Below are 17,175 nucleotides of genomic sequence, written 5' to 3'. Positions count from 1 at the left end.
GTGCAAATTACTTGTGAACTAATTCTTAGGTTACTATAATTTTTGCCAAAGGAAACAAAAAAAATGTAAATATCATCAGGAATCAGTAAAGAAAATGTGAATCGAAATTAATGGCATTTTTCTATACTTTTTCGAGATTGTATACTTTAAAAATAGTCCCTATGCTGATACGGTAATTCTCAAAAATGAGTAATTCTCAATTTATAGGAGTCTGATGTGATTTTTGTGGTTTATCCTGGGCTGTGCGCTGACAATCTCGGAATAATACAATCAAGGTTTTTTCTCACCCTCTATTCCCCATTTGGTTATAGCAACCGCCAAGGAAGTTAGGACAGAAACAGATAATGAAACCCTTACAATTAGGGAGCCTCCAGCCCTTCGACTACGCTCAGGACAAGCCTGTTCCCTGCGATGCACTGAGCTTGTCGAAGTGTTCCCTGTTCCCTGCTATAAAATTAACAGAGTTACCATGTCTCTGTGCTTAACTGCAAGCAAGAGGAATTAATTTAAAACAATTGTGACCGCATTTAATTTACAAGTTGAAGAAACAGGTGTTGGGGAAGTCATCACTGCTGGTCAACGCCTTGACCGCTACCTTTCGCAAGAATTACCAGATTTATCTCGTTCTCGCATCCAGCAATTAATTGAACAGGGCCAGGTTCAAGTCAATAATCACATCTGTACAACTAAGAAAATCCCTGTCAAGGTAGGCGATCGCATCATTCTGGAAATCCCCGAAGTCCAACCCCTGAAAGTAGAAGCTGAAGATATTCCTCTAGATATTCTCTATGAAGATGACCAAGTACTGATTCTGAATAAACCGGCTGGCTTAGTTGTCCATCCAGCACCCGGTCATCCTGATGGGACTTTGGTGAATGCTGTATTGGCACATTGTCCCGATCTCCCAGGAATTGGTGGTGTCCAGCGTCCAGGGATTGTGCATCGATTGGATAAGGATACAACGGGGGCGATCGCCATTGCCAAAACTGATCTTGCTTATCGCAGCTTACAAGCACAACTCCAGGCAAAAACTGCACGAAGAGAATACTTAGGTGTAGTTTATGGTGCGCCAAAAACCGCCTGTGGCATTATAGATGAACCAATCGGTCGTCATCCCCAAGATAGAAAGAAAATGGCAATAGTCCCCATCGAAAAAGGAGGTAGGTCTGCCATCACTCATTGGCAAGTACTAGAACGCTTGGGAAACTACACATTAATCCATTTTCAATTAGAAACCGGACGTACCCATCAAATTCGTGTTCACAGCGCTAAAATCGGTCATCCCATTGTTGGCGACCCAATTTATGGTTCTGGTCGTTCTCTAGGAGTTAACTTAACGGGTCAAGCACTACACGCTTGGCAACTCAAGTTGCAACATCCAGTCTCTGAAGATGAGATTTCAGTCACAGCTACCCCTCCTCAAACATTCACCACTTTGCTACAAATTCTCCGGCGGCGAATTGCTACCTGAAGTCACAGTAAAAGCAATGGCGGGGATTAGTGAGTAGTCCCCAATATTGAGATTTGTAACCTTTTTTCCAGTTTTTGACTCTGATAACGATGGATCACAAGTAATTACAGGACAATTAAGATAGATTAAATTAATAAATTTTAATAAAAACACCACTTACTAAGTGTACACCTAAAAACTCTGATACCCTGTATTTCCAACAGTTATGTAAAAATTAATAAAATATAAAATTGATAAATCTTTAAGCTATATGTACAAAATATAAACTAATGTTACGACTTTTCTACCATTTTCTCAGGCAAAGTCCTTGTATGTAAAGGATTTGAGGTGGTTCTTATTCCTGCATCTTATTTATTCATAATTTGTAACAAATAAAGGAGCTGTGGCATTGTATAAACATAAGCTGAAGGGGTGAAATGACAGACGAAAGTCAAACAAAGCAATTAGTTTATTCAAATTTGCCGATTTCTCATAAAAATACCCCCGGTTCTCATAATTGCTTGTTACTTTGGTAATAGGGAATAACGAGACTAACATGAGGAGCGGTTTGATCCCCAGTCTGTTTTTAAACATTCCCAATTTAATTAGTCGCTGTCGGTGCTACAGAGACTTAAAACGCCTATTGAGAATCTATAAGACCTGAAACAATTCAGGCAAGACTCCTGGAAATAGGAATCGCATGATTTATAAGTCAGGCGAAGTTCAGAAAACATTGCCAGTTTTAATCTAGACATCTCACAAATTAGGAGATTAAAGTCCATGACATTAGACGTATTTACCAAGGTAGTTTCTCAAGCCGACTCCAGAGGCGAGTTTTTGAGCAACGAGCAACTAGACGCTTTAACCAACGTTGTCAAAGAAGGTAACAAGCGTTTGGACGTTGTTAACCGCATCACCAGCAACCAATCAGCTATTGTCACCAACGCTGCTCGTTCTTTGTTTGAAGAGCAACCCCAATTGATTGCTCCTGGTGGTAATGCTTACACCAACCGTCGTATGGCTGCTTGTTTGCGCGACATGGAAATCATCTTGCGTTACGTTACCTACGCTATCTTGGCTGGTGATGCCAGTGTTCTAGATGATCGCTGCTTGAACGGCTTGCGCGAAACCTACCAAGCGCTAGGAACTCCTGGATCTTCTGTAGCTGTAGGCGTTCAAAAAATGAAAGACGCTGCTGTTGGCATTGCTAACGATTCTAACGGCATCACCAAAGGCGATTGCAGCCAATTGATGTCTGAAGTAGCTAGCTACTTTGATCGTGCTGCTGCTGCTGTTGCTTAATATTAACAAAGTCCAGCACCTAAGAATTTAGGTAATCAGACCAAAAATTTACGAAATACCAAGGAGATTTTAGAACATGGTTAAAACACCAATTACCGAAGCTATTGCTTCTGCTGATACCCAAGGACGTTTCTTAGGAAACACCGAATTGCAAGCTGTTAACGGTCGTTACGTCCGTGCGATCGCTAGCATGGAAGCTGCTCGTGCCTTAACTTCCAACGCTCAAAAATTGATTGATGGTGCAACCCAAGCTGTGTACCAAAAATTCCCCTACACCACCCAAACACCAGGACCTCAGTATGCTGCTGATAGCCGTGGTAAGTCCAAATGCGCTCGTGATGTCGGTCACTACCTACGCATTGTTACCTACAGCTTAGTTGCTGGTGGTACTGGTCCTTTGGATGAGTTTTTGATTGCTGGTTTGGCTGAAATCAACAACTCCTTTGATTTGTCTCCTAGCTGGTACGTTGAAGCTATCAAATACATGAAAGCTAATCATGGTTTGAGCGGACAAGCTGCTAACGAAGCTAACACCTACTTTGACTACGCTATCAACGCTCTTAGCTAGATAGTACCTTGCCCGGAGAGGGGTGCAAGTGCTGGATGGAGACTCGCTCCTTTGGGAAACCAAAAGACCGATGTAGCTCACCTAGCAGTTGGATCTCGCTCCGGGCTAACTTTTGTTGAGCAGAGAAATAAAAAATAACAGATTTAGTAAAGTCAGCAGTCGGTACAAATAGCCGAAATGCAAATAAATAGGTGAAGCACAATGGCAATTACAGCAGCAGCATCTAGGCTAGGAACAGAGCCTTTTAGCGATGCACCTCGAGTTGAACTGCGCCCCAACGCCAGCAGAGATGAAGTACAGGTTGTAATCCGCGCCGTTTATCGGCAAGTGTTGGGTAATGACTATTTAATGGCATCTGAACGTCTCGTAAGCGCTGAATCACTCCTGCGGGATGGTAATCTGACAGTGCGGGAGTTTGTCCGGAGCCTAGCAAAATCAGAACTCTACAAAACCAAGTTCTTCTATTCCAGTTTCCAAACTAGGTTAATTGAACTCAACTACAAACATCTTTTGGGACGCGCTCCCTACGATGAATCTGAAGTTGTGTACCACTTGGATTTGTACGAGAACAAAGGGTACGACGCGGAAATTGATTCCTATATTGACTCTCAGGAATACCAAAATAATTTCGGTGATCATATTGTGCCGTATTATCGTGGTTTCGAGACTCAATCAGGGCAAAAAACAGTTGGGTTTACCCGTCTATTCCGATTGTACCGGGGTTATGCCAATAGCGATCGCGCTCAAGTAGAAGGTACTAAGTCTCGTTTGGCAGAGGATTTAGCTAGTAATAAGTCTTCCACAATCGTGGGACCATCGGGAAGCAACGATAACTGGAATTTCCGTGCTTCCGCAGATGTAGCTCCCAAGAAGAATTTAGGTAATGCTGTTGGTGTAGGCGATCGCGTGTATCGCATTGAAGTAACAGCAATCCGTGGTTCTGGCTATCCTAGTGTGAGAAGGAGCAGCACAGCAATTATCGTACCTTACGAGCGACTTTCTGACAAGATCCAGCAAATTCATCGACAAGGTGGCAAAATTGTCAGCATAACCTCAGCTTAAGGGCAGGTTACTAAACGGCAGTAGCTGATGGGGGTTTCCTCTAACACAGTGCTGCCTTCACAATACAGGAGATATAGAAGTAATGTTCGGTCAAACCACACTTGGGGCTGGTAGCGTTTCTTCATCTGCAAGCCGAGTCTTTCGTTATGAAGTCGTCGGATTGCGCCAAAACGCAGAAACTGACAAAAATCAATTCGATATCCGTCGCAGTGGTAGCGTGTTTATCACCGTACCATACAGTCGGATGAACGAAGAAATGCAACGGATTAACCGACTAGGTGGCAAAATCATCAATATTTCGCCATTGAGCGCGGAAGAGAACTAATATCCTGGTAATGAAAGCACCCAGTGGAGAAGAATACTCAGCAGAAAACACGCCCCAGTTAACACCAGAGTTAGCACTCGCCAACCTGCAATCATCAGACTTAAGTCTGCGCTATTACGCAGCTTGGTGGCTAGGTAAATTCCGAGTTAGCCGCCCAGAAGTCGTTAATGCCTTAATTGCAGCGTTAGAAGATGAGGATGACAGAACAGAAATGGGAGGTTATCCACTGCGGCGTAACGCAGCCAGAGCATTGGGTAAATTAGGTGATTTTAATGCTGTACCAGGATTAATTAATTGCTTGGAATGCGCTGACTTCTATGTACGTGAAGCCGCAGCCCAATCCCTACAAAAGTTAGGTGACAAAACTGCCGCACCAGCATTAATGAAAATGCTAGATGGAGGTATCGCCCAGGCGGTTCAAGTATCTGGTCGCCCCCATCTCACTCAGCCCTATGAAGCGGTAATAGAAGCCTTGGGAGCGATTGGTGCAACTGAGGCTATTTCTTTAATTTCACCGTTTTTAGGGCATGAAGTCCCAGGGGTGCAGTGTGCCGCGTCGAGAGCAATGTATCAACTAACACAAGACCCTAGTTATGGGGATAGGTTAGTAAAAATGTTGTCTAGCGACGATCTGAAACTGCGCCGCCTGGTTTTAGCAGATTTGGGTGCAATTGGTTACATGGCAGCAGCAGAGGCGATCGCAATCGCCAAAGTAGAAAATAGCTTCAAACTCATGGCCCTCAAAGGATTACTAGAGCATCAACTCACCCCAGAGTTAGATGCCTTATCTGTTTCTGATCATGCCATCCAGGTGATGAACTTAATGGATGCACTTTTGTAGTTATTAGTCATGAGTTAAATGATTATGAAGCAATGACTAATTATCCACCGTTGACTAATGACTGATCAACTAATCCATGCCGTCACCCTGGCGGATACACCAGAAAAAATGGTGGTCGCGGTAAAAAACTTGGCAGCAGCCCCAGATGTCGCCGCCATTCCCACCTTAATCGCGGTGTTTGGGTATAATAACCCAGCAGCAGCAACAGTAGCCGTGGCTGCATTGACAGAAATGGGAGAAATAGCAGTACCACAATTGCTATCCCAAATAGACGATTATAACTATGGCGCACGGGCTTATTCGATTCGGACATTAGCCGCGATCGCCGATCCCCGTGCCGTAGATGTTTTAATTACAGCCGCAGCCACAGACTTTGCTCCCAGTGTCCGCCGTGCTGCTGCCAAGGGATTGGGAAATTTACACTGGCATAAACTTAACTCTCCCCACAGAGAGACAACGCTCAAAAAAGCCTTGGAAACCCTGTTATCAATTTCCCAAGACTCAGAATGGTCAATCCGTTATGCTGCTGTTGTGGGTTTACAAGCCTTGGCTCAAATACCCGAATTGCAGCAGATTGTACAGAATAGACTCCAGCAAATGCTAGCCACTGATCAAGAAAAAGCAATTCGCGCTCGGGTACAGCTAGCCATCTAAGGACTACTCAGAACATAGAATTGCTTCTACAGATAGAAACCTGGAAATCATCTAGTACGGCGAGGTTTTCCATCCTACCAGAGCAGATAATTTATGTGTTGCTCTTCCCTAAAATTAGTAGACAGTTATCAAAGCTGGAATTGAGGATTTCACACCCTCCTCAAGTAAGCCACTGTCTAAAGTGGGTGACTAATAATTTTTTTGATAACTTATTTATCCCCCACATACCATAAAACAAGGAAAAAGTAAATATGTCAATACCATTGCTGAATTATCCATTCACCACGCAAAACCAGCGTGTAGAAGGCTACGAAGTACCCAACGAAGACACACCAATCATGTATCGGTTAGCAGATGCTACATCAGATACAGATATCGATGCGATTATTTGGGCAGCATATCGGCAAATCTTTAGCGAACACTTAATCATCGCTAGCAATCGCCAAAAATTTCTCGAATCGCAACTACGAAATCGAGCCATTAATGTCCGTGATTTTATCCGAGGCTTGGGTAAATCGGAAGTTTACCGGACACAAGTAGCAGATATAAACACCAACTACCGTTTAGTTGACATTACCTTAAAGCGGTTTTTAGGACGCGCCGCCTATAACAAAGACGAAGAAATTACCTGGTCTATTGTCATTGGTACTAAAGGATTACACGGTTTCATCGACACCTTATTAGATAGTGAAGAATATCGTGAAAACTTTGGCGATGACATCGTACCTTTCCAACGCCGTCGGTACAAAGACAGACCGTTTAACTTAGTCAACCCCCGCTACAGTTCATACTGGCGCGATCGCATGATGTTGGAATCCATCGGTGGTCGTTCCTTCTATAGCGCCCGCACCACAGGCGTTGCTAGTAAAGAAGAAATCCGTCGCGTAATTCCTGCCAACTTTATGAGTATGGCTGGAGAAATTCTCCCCACCGAACGTAACTATCAACGAATTGTAGCTACAGTCACCTCCCAAATCAAAGATATCCAGATTCCCGACAACTCCCGCGAAATTGGTACACCGCAACCAACCATCAAACCTGTAGCCGTTGCCCTACCTTACCGTTACATCCCTGCAAATCCCACCAATTAAGGGATCACAAAAACTCATAATAAAAACCGAACACTAGCAACTGAAATGACAATTCCTTTACTAGAATACAAGCCTAGTTCTCAAAATCAGCGCGTCGCTGGTTACGAAGTTCCTAACGAAGATACCCCCAGGATTTACCGCATCGAAGACTGTGCCTTTGATAGTGAAGTCCAAGAATTAATTTGGGCAGCCTATCGCCAAGTTTTTAGCGAACATGAAATCCTCAAATTCTATCGTCAAACAAACCTAGAATCTCAGGTAAAGAATAGAGCCATTACCGTGCGTGACTTTATCCGGGGTTTGGCTAAATCCGAAACCTTTCGCAACTTGGTAGTACAGACCAACTCTAACTATCGTCTTGTAGAAATTGCCCTCAAACGGCTTTTAGGTCGTGCATCCTACAACAAAGAAGAAGAGATTGCTTGGTCAATAAAAATAGCAACCCTCGGTTGGGATGGTTTTGTCGATACCTTAATAGACTCTCAAGAGTATCAAAGCAACTTTGGTGAAAATATAGTTCCCTACCAACGGCGACGCTACAAAGATAGACCCTTTAATTTAGTCACACCCCGCTACAGTAACTACTGGCGCGACAAGTTAGAAGATGCACGCTATAAAGCCGGAGACATCAAGAACTTCATGGAATTAGCCGATTCCATCACAATCAAAACACTCACATTTACACCAGTAAACCTAGCCAGCATTGAAATTCCTGACATGGCCAGGGATACCAACCCCGAAGGTATTCCCGTTTCCATCAATTCCAGTGCTAATTTCCCTTTGTAGTAAATAGCTGCTTGTCAGATATATTACTAATATTCAGCCCCGGAATAAGTTTCTTGTTAATAGTAAATTGCTGGGGAATTACCTCTAGCTATTAACATAATGGGGGAGAATAAATAGAGGAAGAGTGAGTGCTTGAGAATTCAAACCTCCTTCAATTTTCCCAGCTAGTTCTTTTGTTTAACTATCCTATTAGAGGAAAAAAGCAGTATGTCTCTGCCATTACTTCAATACAAACCAAGCAGTCAGAATCACCGAGTCACCAGCTTTGGTGTGGCTGACCTGAATGAAGATACACCATATATCTACCGCATTGAAGATGTCAGTTCTTACACTGATATCCAGAACATCATTTGGGCAGCCTATCGCCAAGTTTTTAGCGAACATGAAATTCTCAAATTCAACCGCCAAACAGCGCTGGAATCTCAACTGAAAACTGGCTCGTTATCTGTGCGTGACTTCATCCGAGGTTTAGCCAAGTCTGAAGCCTTCTATCGTTTGGTTGTCTCATCCAACAACAACTACCGTTTGGTAGACATCACTCTCAAACGTCTATTAGGCCGTGCGTCTTACAACAAAGAAGAACAAATTGCTTGGTCAATTGTCATTGCTACCAAAGGTTTTGGTGGCTTTGTTGATGCTTTGGTAGATAGCGAAGAGTACACCAATAGTTTTGGCGATAATATCGTACCCTACCAGCGCAAACGCATGGAAGGTCGTCCTCACAACTTGGTAACACCTCGTTACGGCGAAGACTTCCGCGAAAAAGTGGGTACAGTCGAAACCGATTGGCGCTTCACTTTGGAGAAGTTCTACACCCGCAAGTTCCAAGAAAAACGCCTTCCAGAAGGCGACCCCCGCAAATATGCGGATATGGCAGAATCCGTTAGTGGTAAAGGTAACTACGCCCAAAAGCTCTCCGCATTTGATATTGATTATCTAAATGCAGTTCCTTACCGTGGTGGTAACAGACGCTAAGATTAAAAATCTGACTGTCTAAATTTTTATACTGGGTCTAATTTTTGCATTAATGTGACGAAGGGTTTGGCAGTTTTTCTGTTAGCTAGGCGTTGCGTTAAGTGGAAACTAGACCCAGTAGCTTTTAATACGATTAATAATATAATTTTGGCTTTCTATAAATTTTTAGTGGTGTGACAAGCTTAAAATAGTACATTATGTTTTTCTTGTGGAATAGGCAAGATGCCTGTTTTGGGCGGGCTAGAAGCCCACCCCACAATATTTATGCTTATGCACAAAATTAGCTGTGTCACGCCAGTAGGGTGGGTATAGCCCAAGGAGCATAGATGCGGTAAAGCGACAGCATAACCCACCATGAATATTGATAATTATCTAAGACGTGAAGTAATTTGGTTAGGCGTTCCAATTTACCCTAATAGCAATTTTTGAAACCGTTCATCATTGCGAATGCTGTCAAAATCAGGGTTATATTTCGCTTCTGGCCGACATTGGGAAGCATTGATATTAATTGCTTGTTGCAGATTTGCAAGGGCTAAATCAACTTCATCTTGTAAGGCATAAAAACAAGCTTTACCATAATAACCACTTTCATTTTGAGGATTTAATTCTAAAGCTTTGTCGCAATTCTCCAGAGCTTCTTTATAGCGTCCTGCACGAGCTAATATAATCCCATTATTCGCCCACAATAAGGGATTCTTCGGTTCAAGTTTCAAAGCTTCTTTGAGGTTAGTTAATGCTTCGTTATAATTGCCTAACAAACTGAGAATTAAACCTTTGACACTTAAAAACTCGAATTCGTTAACTTTGTACTTTAAAGCTTTATCAATACTAATTACGGCATCTTTATAACGATGTAACATTCTCAGCAGCGAACCTCGGTAATACCAAATGTCGGGGTCATCATCTTTAATAGCCAAGGCTTTATCGAAACTATTGAGTGCCTCTTCATGTCGCTCTAAACTGCGCAATGCTAAACCTCGATTCTTCCAAAGTTCAGGGTCATCATCTGTAATAGCCAAGGCTTTATCGAAACTATGGAGTGCCTCTTTATCTCGTTCTAACAGTCCCAATGCTACACCCCGATTATTCCAAATTTCGGGGTCGTCATCTTTAAAAGTCAAGGCTTTATCGAAACTATAGAGTGCCTCTTCATATTGTTGTAAATTTATTAGCAGATTACCCAAATTAAAAAATAGATTGCTGCTGAATTCAGGATAACTATCAGAGGCAATTATTTCAGCTTGCGTTTTCGCCTGTTCGAGCAAATGTACTCGCTGATTTGGGCGACTGCGTAGGCTTTTGTATAAAAGCCATGCATATTTACCCAAACCATCTTCCAAAAAATCAACTTGATCAAAACATAGTTTGATGGCTGCTTCTATCTTATTTTTAGAGGGTCCAGTTCCATTTTCGTAGTTAATTTCATATTTAGCTGGGTCTTTTGACAACATGAACCAACCAAAGACAAAGCCAAATGTGATTTTTTTTAACAATTTCCCAGTCTGGTCGGGCAAAAGTTGATAATTCTCAACCGATGCTTCTGCGGTAATTGCAGCAAAAGGAATGATCACAACTTCCAGTTGATTAAGATAGCGAGAAGCAAACAAATGAGAAATAAATTGGCGTTGACCTTCATCTCTGTTTGCAAATAGAGCATGATAAAGAGATTCAGCCGTGTATTCACGCCAATCAGCATTCTCATATTTTGCTGGAGGAGAACTATCTGGAGAAACTTCTTTGTTTGCTAGTTGCTCAAAATATTTGGCTAGTAGTTCATGAGTTTCACGAAATTGACTTCTCCCTTCGTGATAAAGAGACATCCGAAATACATCTCGCGCCACATCATCCAGGCGATAGCAACCTTCAACAAATTCGACAAAATCACATTGGTTTAACCAATCAAAACAATTCAGATTATTACTAGCACCAGTTTCAAAGTTTATCCTTTCCCTTTGCATCAAGTATTGAATTAAAGGACGATCAAACCAACGACAACAAGCTGCCAGTTGCACTATTTGTTTTTGCTTTGTATTCAGACCTTGTAGTAATAATTCAACAATTGCTTGATTTCCACGAGAAAAATCAATCTCTATCTTTTTTTCTTTTTGGTTTTTAATCCAATCAAGATAATAGGGTAAACCCTTAGTTACTTTATAGATTTTTTGGATATCCCCAGATTTGGTAATGCCAATTTGCTTGAGATATTCTTCCGTCTGCTTTCTATCAAATTCATCTAAACGCTGTTCATAGATTAAATTTTGACGATCTTGTTGTAACTTCCTCCAACTTTCTTTTTCTAGTAAAGAACGTCGTCCTGCTACCATAATGCGGACACCATAAGATTTTAGAGGCGTATCTTCTAACAAATATTGCCATAACCAAGTATCAATATCTGTCGGTACTTTTTCGTAGGTATCAAGAACCAATACAATAGAACGTTTTTGCCCTTGGGTTTTTTGAATCAAACCTTGAGCAAATGCTTGAGTTAATTTTGGTATCGGTTCTAGCACTAGCTCCTGAAGTTCTCTGTCCTCCTTCGTTGCTGGATGCTGTTCCAGCAGTTTCTGCATTTTGTCTTTTGTTGACTTAACAGACTGTGAAGCATCTGATAACATTCCCATAGCTTTTGGTATGCCTTCAAGGGCTATACTCGCTGCTGTTCCTGGGTCTACAAGGCTTGTACCTGCTGCCAACGCTGTAATTGTTCCCAGTTCACACCAGTCCTTGACTGTGTTTTGCTGCTCCGCCTCAACTTTTGCTCCTTCAACAGGTTGATTGTTCAGTTTTCTAATAGTCTGCTCATACTGCTCATAAAGCGATGTAAACGGGTCAGATTTTGGCATAAAATCAGATTTCCGTATATCTAAAACATCCTTTCGGAATAGGCTGGTGGATTTTGGCAATAGCTCATAAAGCTTTTCCATCAGCTTTAGTGGCGTTTCTATACCTGGTGTAAGACCAAATGATACTTTTGCAAAATCAGCCTTGGAATTATGCGCTTCTTCAAGTTTTTTAGTCAGGGTAGTTTTGCCAACTCCCCCAATCCCATAAATCTGAAACAAGAGTGGACTAGAATTTGGAGACAACAGTGCTTTCTCAAATTTATCTAGAAAGTCCTGGGCTGCCTTGCGAGAGATATATAATATGGAATTATTCATTTAAAAATAACAATTTTCGTTGAATATTCTAAGATGTTACAAGTTATTATTCTAACTCAGAATTTCAAGCTCAAGAGCAGTTTCTAAGTAGGTAGGGACGAATAAACCGCACTATTTAACCAAATGTGAATTATTCAAAACCCTTGATATTGCTTGATTTTACTATAGCTAACGCCACGCTCTGCGTAAAGCCCACGGTATAGATACACTTAAAGCGGAGCCTTCACTTTAGTGGTAAGTTCCACTCGCAATTACATACTTGTAAATTTTCCCATCCACCTAATTAGCGTGAGAGTGACGCAATTAATAGAGGGCTGGCTTTATTACTACAAAATACAGAAATCTAGACGCTCAGGTAGGTTAGATTATTGTAAATTTAATCCTAATCACATTTAGCTAAATCAGGCATGATTGTATCTTGAAGATTAGCACCAGTGAGGTTAGCACCTTGGAGTTTAGCACCTCTTAAATTAGCTCCTTGGAGATTAGCCCCAGCCAAGTTTGCTCCTGTGAGATTAGCCCAAGTTAAGTTAGCACCACTCAAGTTAGCTTCTGTGAAGTTAGCTCGGAATAAATATGCTTCACTGAGGTGAGCTTGGTGCAAATTGGCTTTGTCAAAATCAGCTTTATAAAGATAAGTTCCGTTTAATTGCGCTTCGTATAAATTGGCTTCACTTAAGTCAGCACCAATTAAGTTAGCTTCAATTAAACTGGCAAAACTCAGGTTAGCTCTGATTAACTTCGCTGCACCTAAATCAGCATCTCTCAAGTTAGCGTCTCTCAAGTCAGTTCCAATCAGGTTCGCTTCAACTATAATCGCGCCTTGAAGATTTGCTCCACTCAAGTCAGCGCCAATGAGATGGGCGTAACTCAAATCTGCTTGGGTCAATGTAGCACCATTTAAATTAGCTACACTCAAGTTAGCGGCGCTCAAGTTAGCTTCTATGAGCTTGGCTTGGTGGAGGTTTGCGGCACTCAGGTCAGCGTGACTGAGGTTGGCTCGCACTAGTAAAGCATGACTTAAATCAACTTTGTTTAAGTTGACTCCTTGGAGGTTTGCACCTCTGAGATTTTTTCCTTTGAGGTTGGCGGTGCTGATATCTAGTTTCATTTGGGGATTTTGCTGTCTCCACTCTATCCATTGGACTGCACCTGCTGTAAGTAAAGCCAGATGCTCTCGATTTGCCATGTTTTCTCCTTTATTCGTTTCCCCCACCCTGGGAATTTATCCGACCTGCGACGTTTTCAATGGCGGCTAATGCTCCGGCTGCACCTGCGAGGATATCCTGTTCGGCTCCACCTAAATATAATCGACCAAAACTGCCGACGGCTTGGACTTCCAGGATGTTAATTGCTGCGGCTTTCTCGGCTTCATTGGCAGCTAGTGCAGCATAAGCCGCCGGCTGAACTTCTAATACATATAAGGTTTGTCCGGCTAGGAGTAGCTGTCCTCGGCGTGTGCGATTAATTAGTTGGGTTTGGTAAGCGTCAATGTTGCGGATAATCTGGTTAGAAACTACACGCGGTTTCAGACCTTCGTCTTTTGTAACTCCTAGTGCTGCCAAAATAGCTTGACCAGCAGCCCGTGTTTCTCCTTGAGAGCTAGAATGAATTTCTAATAATCCATATAGTCGTTCTACTACTTGTACTCCTGGGCGCACAGAGGCGGATTTCAGGGCTACATCTGTAATTCGATTAATTTCAATACCAGGAGAGATTTCAACCCACAGTGATGTATCTCCCGGTAATGGTAGGAAACCTTGGGCTACTGTTCCCATATAGGCTGCGTGTTGAGGTTGCAGGTTGTCGAGAAATACAAAACTGCGTAATTCTATTCCCAAGGTGATGCTCTCCAGTCATGAGGATAAAAGTAGTTTGTTGTAATGTGTGAGTGTAACCTTAAATTACCATAAGGCTAGGTACTGTTTTATTACCCATGACTGAGGTTAAGTGTTTGAATTTCTGCTTGGAGATTGAAGCGAGCAGATTGTTCTGCAATATTGCACATCAAGGGCGTATGATAGATGCTCTGCTGCTGCAAAAAATGCTCTAAAACTTTTTTTCGACCTGTAATATATTCCAATTCTGATAACCATGCATATTCTTGGCGAATGGCATGGGCGTATTTCTGGTATTGGATGGGTTGAGTAGCCAAAATTGCTAAATCTGCATCGAGTAAGACTTGGCTATCATAGTCTTCTGTAGCGGCTTGGTGCTGTTTGGTGTTGAGAATGAGACGGTTGACGGTAGCTATAGTATTTGTGGGAATGCCCAAGTTACTCAGTACTTTATCCGCATAGTGGGCGCTTTTTTCTTCGTTATCTTGAGCTTGAGTATTATAAACTACATCATGAAACCATGCTGCTAGTTGCACGGCAGGGAGGTCTTGAGCGTAGGCTTGTAAAGTATCAATTGTGCCGAGGACATGATTAATGTGTTTGAGTGTGTGGTAGTGGCGATCGCCAGTAGAGTAAGCTGTAACCAAGTGAGCAAAGGTTAGCTCTGCTGTTATTTGGTCAACTCCAAAGCTTTGTAGTGTCTGCTGCCAATAACAAAACAATTACATTCCCACCTTTAACGCACTAATTCTTGAACTGGCTGATGATTTTCCCAGGGTGGTAGTGGCTGGTTGCTAAAGTCAGGATGTTGGGCATCAATCTGATGTGCTTTTTTTACTAAGCGATTAAATGCGCCATCAGTCATTTTTGATTGGTCAAAAAATTTCTGGGGGTTAACAAGATGTGTCTTTTCTGGTTTGTGTCCCATTTCTTTGAAAACTAAACCCAGAGGGACATTAATTTCGTCTTGAAGTTTGAGATATCGAGAGAAAATTGTGCCGTAAGCAGAAATTACCGAGCCAACCCCACCTCTGATTTGCGACCAACCGATGTAGTACAGTCCTTTGTAATCATCGAGAAAGGAGTCTGCATAACATTGAACTACTGAACCTTTCACACGTTGCAATTCTGGAGGTAAAAATGGATACGCCACATAGTAACCAGTTCCACAAACAATTAGGTCAAGTGTCTCTCGACTACCATCGACAAATTCAACTTCCCAACCATCAAGGCGACGTACAGCTGGTTTGGGAGTAATTCTGCCATGCTTGAGGTAGTAAGGTACTTCGCTGTTAATAGTGGGGTGTTTCTCGAAAATCCGATGCTGAGGTTGGGACAAACCGTAATCTTCGTGACTACCAAAACTCAGACGGATGATGGTATGAACTGCGAGGCGTGTTAACCATTGTGGAGTTCCCAATTTCGGTAAACCAGGAATTGAAAATCCAGTAAATTTACGGTTGCTAGAAGTCTTAAAAATGGATAATTTAGTCAACCATTTTGGCGTTCGCCACCCAGGGAAATCCGCCACTGGCATACCAGCAAATGTTTTCGGAATAAACCACACTGATTCGCGCATACTCAAAACAGACTTAGCACCCACACGGGCTGCTTCTGCGGCTAAATCACAGGCTGAGTTACCACCGCCAATGACCAAAACTCGCTTTCCACGCAGTTGGTCTGGATGCTTGTAATCTTTAGAATGGATAATCTCACCGTTAAATTCTCCCTGAAATTCGGGAAAACGTTTGCGCCAATGATGTCCATTGCACATCACCACACCTTTATAAATACGCTGTTCCCCATCAGCAAAGGTGACTTGCCAAAGATTATTTTCCACTGGTCGCACATCACTAATAGTCCGATTCAGTTCAATCTGCCCACGCAAATCAAAATGATCAGCAAAAGAGTTTAAATAATCCAGCATATTCTGGGCGCTGGGAAAGTCGGGATAATCATCCGGCATGGGGAAATGAGTAAATTGGGTAATCTTGCGTGACGAAATAATGTGTGCAGTTTCGTAAACGCCGTGATACCAATTGCCGCCGATATCATCACTAGCATCAACCTGATCGTAGGGGATATCAGCAGTTTTGAGGGCTTCGGCCATACCCAAACCGACAAATCCCGCGCCGATAATCAGATGTTTTTCCGTGGTAGGGACTATATTCTGAATGTTAGTAGAGTTACTCACCTGAACCATTTTTCAATCTGGTAACGAATATATGATTAATTAAATTGGTTATTTGCGGAAAATAGCGTTTGAGAAGATGGGAATATCTAGCGATCGCATCAGGAAAAATATGGAGTTTATTACGTTGTATTCCTCTAATTGTGGCACGTATTACCTGGGCTGGCTCAGTTGCCACTTTGTATAAAAAATCATTATTAACTTTCTGTAAACTGCCAAATTTGTCACATTCGAGAATTGGGGTACGGCTAAAAAATGGATAAACGGCACTGACTTTCACATTGTAATCTTGGACTTCATGAAATAATCCTTCACTAAATCCACGCAAACCAAATTTTGTCGTTGCGTAATGAGTTAATCCCGGTGATGCCCACCAACCTGCTAAGGATGAAATATTAACGATATGACCCTGTTTTCGGGCAATCATATCATTCAAAAATAAAGTAGTTAAGCGTATCGGTGCTAGAAGGTTGATTTGCATGAGCAGTTCCCATTTCTCATGGGGAATTGTGTCCATGAAAGCAAAAACTGAAATCCCGGCATTGTTAATCAAAATATCAATGGGGATATTCAGTGCTTTAACTTGATTATAAAGAATTTCACAACCTTCTCTGGTAGAAATATCAACAGCGAAGCAAGCCAGTACATCACCTGTAGAGACTTGGTTTTGAATTGCTTGCACTCGTTCACGCAGAACTGTTTCATCTAAATCTGTTAAAATTAGTCGGCTACCTGCTTCTAATAACTGTCGGGTTAGTTCTTGTCCAAACCCACCAGATGCACCAGTAATCAACACAACTGCTTTATCTAGCTGGGTCATATTTTTTATTCCAAATTATCAATTTTAATGCTGGTACTTTGTTTCAGGGATTTTTATTGATTCAGAAGACCGGGTAACTCAGTGGAAAAAACATCAATGTAGGGTTTTAGGAAA

Annotated in this window: 16 protein-coding genes; 10 read left to right on the top strand and 6 right to left on the bottom strand. The window is 42.1% G+C overall.

The window, feature by feature from the left end; translation table 11 throughout:
• Nucleotides 1-517 precede the first annotated feature (517 nt).
• From VB620_RS01535 to VB620_RS01490, 10 genes are all read left to right on the top strand, one after another.
• Entirely contained in the window at nucleotides 518-1,471 is a 954-nt protein-coding gene (locus tag VB620_RS01535) for an RluA family pseudouridine synthase (protein ID WP_323194357.1), read from the top strand.
• A 759-nt stretch (nucleotides 1,472-2,230) separates the two neighbouring features.
• Complete coding sequence (locus VB620_RS01530) at nucleotides 2,231-2,752, top strand: phycocyanin subunit beta (RefSeq protein ID WP_323194356.1); 522 nt, start codon at nucleotides 2,231-2,233, stop codon at nucleotides 2,750-2,752.
• A 76-nt stretch (nucleotides 2,753-2,828) separates the two neighbouring features.
• Nucleotides 2,829-3,320: a phycocyanin subunit alpha gene (gene cpcA, locus VB620_RS01525; RefSeq protein WP_323194355.1), complete on the top strand. Its 492-nt coding sequence runs from the start codon at nucleotides 2,829-2,831 to the stop codon at nucleotides 3,318-3,320.
• Between the two features lie 201 nt (nucleotides 3,321-3,521).
• Nucleotides 3,522-4,382 carry a phycobilisome linker polypeptide gene (locus tag VB620_RS01520; RefSeq protein WP_323194354.1) on the top strand — a complete coding sequence of 287 codons (861 nt, stop codon included), beginning with the start codon at nucleotides 3,522-3,524 and terminating at the stop codon, nucleotides 4,380-4,382.
• Between the two features lie 82 nt (nucleotides 4,383-4,464).
• Complete coding sequence (locus VB620_RS01515; RefSeq protein ID WP_323194353.1) at nucleotides 4,465-4,707, top strand: phycobilisome linker polypeptide; 243 nt, start codon at nucleotides 4,465-4,467, stop codon at nucleotides 4,705-4,707.
• A gap of 10 nt (nucleotides 4,708-4,717) precedes the next feature.
• Complete coding sequence (locus tag VB620_RS01510; RefSeq protein WP_323194352.1) at nucleotides 4,718-5,548, top strand: HEAT repeat domain-containing protein; 831 nt, start codon at nucleotides 4,718-4,720, stop codon at nucleotides 5,546-5,548.
• A 57-nt stretch (nucleotides 5,549-5,605) separates the two neighbouring features.
• Complete coding sequence (locus tag VB620_RS01505) at nucleotides 5,606-6,202, top strand: HEAT repeat domain-containing protein (RefSeq protein ID WP_323194351.1); 597 nt, start codon at nucleotides 5,606-5,608, stop codon at nucleotides 6,200-6,202.
• A 251-nt stretch (nucleotides 6,203-6,453) separates the two neighbouring features.
• A complete protein-coding gene (locus tag VB620_RS01500) occupies nucleotides 6,454-7,293 on the top strand; it encodes a phycobilisome rod-core linker polypeptide (protein ID WP_323194350.1) in 840 nt (279 codons plus the stop codon).
• A gap of 45 nt (nucleotides 7,294-7,338) precedes the next feature.
• Nucleotides 7,339-8,079: a phycobilisome rod-core linker polypeptide gene (locus VB620_RS01495; protein ID WP_323194349.1), complete on the top strand. Its 741-nt coding sequence runs from the start codon at nucleotides 7,339-7,341 to the stop codon at nucleotides 8,077-8,079.
• A 207-nt stretch (nucleotides 8,080-8,286) separates the two neighbouring features.
• A complete protein-coding gene (locus VB620_RS01490; RefSeq protein ID WP_323194348.1) occupies nucleotides 8,287-9,054 on the top strand; it encodes a phycobilisome rod-core linker polypeptide in 768 nt (255 codons plus the stop codon).
• Nucleotides 9,055-9,461: 407 nt separating this feature from the next.
• Here VB620_RS01490 and VB620_RS01485 read toward each other — a convergent pair whose 3' ends face one another.
• From VB620_RS01485 to VB620_RS01460, 6 genes are all read right to left on the bottom strand, one after another.
• A complete protein-coding gene (locus VB620_RS01485) occupies nucleotides 9,462-12,212 on the bottom strand; it encodes a tetratricopeptide repeat protein (RefSeq protein ID WP_323194347.1) in 2,751 nt (916 codons plus the stop codon).
• 382 nt (nucleotides 12,213-12,594) lie between these two features.
• Complete coding sequence (locus VB620_RS01480) at nucleotides 12,595-13,401, bottom strand: pentapeptide repeat-containing protein (RefSeq protein ID WP_323194346.1); 807 nt, start codon at nucleotides 13,399-13,401, stop codon at nucleotides 12,595-12,597.
• Nucleotides 13,402-13,411: 10 nt separating this feature from the next.
• Complete coding sequence (locus VB620_RS01475; RefSeq protein WP_323194345.1) at nucleotides 13,412-14,053, bottom strand: hypothetical protein; 642 nt, start codon at nucleotides 14,051-14,053, stop codon at nucleotides 13,412-13,414.
• Nucleotides 14,054-14,142: 89 nt separating this feature from the next.
• A complete protein-coding gene (locus VB620_RS01470) occupies nucleotides 14,143-14,772 on the bottom strand; it encodes an HD domain-containing protein (RefSeq protein WP_323194344.1) in 630 nt (209 codons plus the stop codon).
• A 14-nt stretch (nucleotides 14,773-14,786) separates the two neighbouring features.
• Nucleotides 14,787-16,253, bottom strand: coding sequence for a flavin-containing monooxygenase (locus VB620_RS01465; protein ID WP_323194343.1), 1,467 nt, complete (start codon nucleotides 16,251-16,253; stop codon nucleotides 14,787-14,789).
• Nucleotides 16,237-17,061 carry an SDR family NAD(P)-dependent oxidoreductase gene (locus VB620_RS01460; protein WP_323194342.1) on the bottom strand — a complete coding sequence of 275 codons (825 nt, stop codon included), beginning with the start codon at nucleotides 17,059-17,061 and terminating at the stop codon, nucleotides 16,237-16,239. Before VB620_RS01460 ends, VB620_RS01465 begins: the two co-directional genes overlap by 17 nt.
• Between the last annotated feature and the right edge of the window lie 114 nt (nucleotides 17,062-17,175).

It is taken from the genome of Nodularia harveyana UHCC-0300 (assembly GCF_034931085.1).
GTDB classification, from domain to species: domain Bacteria; phylum Cyanobacteriota; class Cyanobacteriia; order Cyanobacteriales; family Nostocaceae; genus Nodularia; species Nodularia harveyana.
This window is presented reverse-complemented; position numbering and strand designations above follow the sequence as displayed.